Origin of the sequence: Streptomyces sp. SID486 (assembly GCF_009865385.1) — a bacterium.
Classification (GTDB): domain Bacteria; phylum Actinomycetota; class Actinomycetes; order Streptomycetales; family Streptomycetaceae; genus Streptomyces.
Genome location: NZ_WWJT01000669.1, coordinates 1 through 2,767, shown reverse-complemented (window position 1 = coordinate 2,767; position 2,767 = coordinate 1). Strand labels below are relative to the sequence as shown.

1 protein-coding gene is annotated in these 2,767 nt (G+C 74.3%); it reads left to right on the top strand.

Features of this window, described 5'->3' with window-relative positions; translation table 11 throughout:
- Positions 1-61: 61 nt before the first annotated feature.
- The coding region (locus GT045_RS31255) for a M4 family metallopeptidase (RefSeq protein ID WP_161336239.1) at positions 62-2,767 on the top strand (2,706 nt) is incomplete at its 3' end.

The window sequence follows — 2,767 nt, the reverse complement described above, 5'->3', positions numbered from 1 at the left end:
ACCCGCCCACGCGGTACCGGAACCCGCCCACGCGGTACCGGAACCGGCTTACGCCGTACCGGTGTCCGGCACCGCCGTACCGGCGCCGGGCGCGAGCGTCGCGGCGGGGCGGGGTACGGCGACACCCGCGCTGGTCGACGGCATCCGGGAGCGGGCGCCGGCGGCCCGCACCGCCGCGGACGCGGCGCGCGCCTACCTCGCCGCACACGCGGACCGCTACCGCATCGCCGACCCGGGCCGGGACCTGAGGCCCGCCGGCACGCTCACCTCCGGAGGCCGGCGGACCGTACGGCTTCAGCAGACCCACCACGGCGTGCCCGTCCTGGGCGGCCAGTACGTGGTCCGCATGGAGGAGAAGGACGGCCGCAGGACCGTCACCGGCACCTCGGGCCGGTACTTCACCGGACTGCGCACCGGCACGACCGCCGAGGTGGACGACACCCTGGCCGTCGAACGGGCGGTGGACGCCGTCCGGCAGGACCTCGACGCCCGGGCGTTCGGCGCCGGAACGGACGACGAAGACGGGGCGTTCGGCACCGGCACTGGCGGCGAAGACGGGGCGTTCGGCGCAGGCGCGGACGGCGACGACGGGGCCGGGCAACTCACCGGCACCTCCCATGGCCTGGTCGTCGTGCCCGGCGGCACCGGCGTCCTCACCCGCCATGTGACCGTCCGCGGAAGCCGCCCGGCGCACGGCGAACCGGTGCTGCGGGAGGTCTACATCGATGCCCGGGCCGGCTACCCCGTCCTCGCGTACAGCGCCGTCCGCACGTTCGGCACACCCGGCACACCCGGCACACCCGGCGTACCCGGCACACACGGCAGAGCGGGCACCCGTGCCGACCGGGGGAGCGCCGCACGCACCCCGGCAGCGGACCCGGCACCCGGTACCACCGGCTCCGGCGTCCGGCTGGACGGCACCACCGTCCCGCTCGGCATCACCCGCGACGACGCCGCCGGCACCTACGTGCTGCGCGACCGCACCCGCATCCAGAGCGACCCCGACAACGTCCTGGCCACCTGGGACGCGAGCGGCCGGTGGGTGAGCGACCTGTCCGGCACCTGGCCCGACGGCCTGCGGGAAGTCGCCTCGGCGACCCCGCGGTTCGGCACCGGGGCCACCGAGTCCGGCGCGGTCGACGCCCACTGGGCCGCCGGACAGGTCTACGACTACTACCGCGCCGAGTTCGGCCGGGACAGCCTCGACGGACACGGGATGACCGTCGACTCCCTGGTGGGGGCGACCGACTACGGACAGCCGTACGTCAACGCCTTCTGGGACGGCCGGAAGATGGTCTACGGCACGGGCGACGCCGAGTACCGGCCGCTGTCCGCCGCGCTCGACGTGGTCGGCCACGAGATGACCCACGCCGTCGTCGAGCACTCCGCCGGCCTGGTGTACGCGGGCCAGTCCGGCGCCATGAACGAGGCCCTCGCCGACTACTTCGGCAACGCCATCGAATCGGACGCCCTCCACCTGCCCATGGACGACCCGGACTCCGGGCTCGTCGGCCAGTCACTGTGCCGCACCAGGGACCCGCGCGCCTGCGCGGTCCGCGACCTGAACGACGGCCGCACCACCGCCGGTTCCTTCCTCGGCGTCGGGTTCGGCACCGACAACGGCGGTGTGCACCTGAACTCGACCATCTTCGCCGGCGCGCTCTGGGACATCCGCGAGGAACTCGGCCCCCGTCTCGCCGACGCGATCGTCTACAAGGCGCTCACCGAATACCTCACCCCGCTCGACGGGTTCACCGAGGGCCGGGACGCGGTCATCGCCGCCGCGAAGCAACTGGAGGCCGGCGGCAAGCAGATCGCGGCCGTCCGCAAGGCGTTCACCGCGCACGGCATCGTCCCGCACTGGGAGAAGTCCCTCGGCATCGACTCCGACGTCCTGCTCTCCCGCGTCAACACCTACGACTCCCACCTCGGCGCCGGCGGCGGCTGGTGGGTCGCCTCGAACTCCGACGAGTCGGGCTCGGAGCCGTACTCGGTGTGGGCGGGCCGGACCGACGGCAAGGGGCAGCACAAGCGGATGAGCCCCGACGACGGCCGCTACCACGTGAATCCGGCCACCGACGGAAGGACGGTGGTGTGGCAGGCCGTCGGCCCCGCCGGGGTGGACATCCTGGCCCGGCCCCTGGCCGGGGGACCGGTGCGCACGCTGTGGCACGGCCGCAGCGCCGGCACGGCGCTCGGCGTGGACGGCGACGTGGTGGCCTTCGCCTACTACAACTACGGCGGCCGGCCCGGCGTGGGCTACCTGAGTCTGAAGGACCCGGCGAACGTGGTCACCGTCGGCGGCGGCACCTACCACCGGTCGACGTTTCCCTCGGTGAGCCACGGCAAGGTCGTCTACCAGGACCGGCAGCGCGTCAGCGCGGTGTACGAGGCGACCACGCGGATGGTCGACGTCGCCACCGGCGAGGAGACGGTGATCCAGCGGGCCGACGCGGACACCGGCCTCGGCCCGACGGCCGTCACCGCCGACCACGTCTACTGGCTGCTCGACGCCGTCGGCCAGAACGGCGCCACCACCCTGCGCCGCGCCGGGCTCGACGGCTCGGACGTCACCGACCTGACCGCGGAGTCCGGTCCTGGCGCCCTGGACATCTCGGACGTCACGGCCTCCGCACACGCCGTGACGGTGGTCGCGCGGACGCCGTCGGACGGCATCGGCAACGCCGCGCTGGCCAAGCTGTGGCAGTTCACGCCGGACCGCGCGGGTGACGGCACGCACCGCGCCCGGGTCTCCTGCAACCGGGGC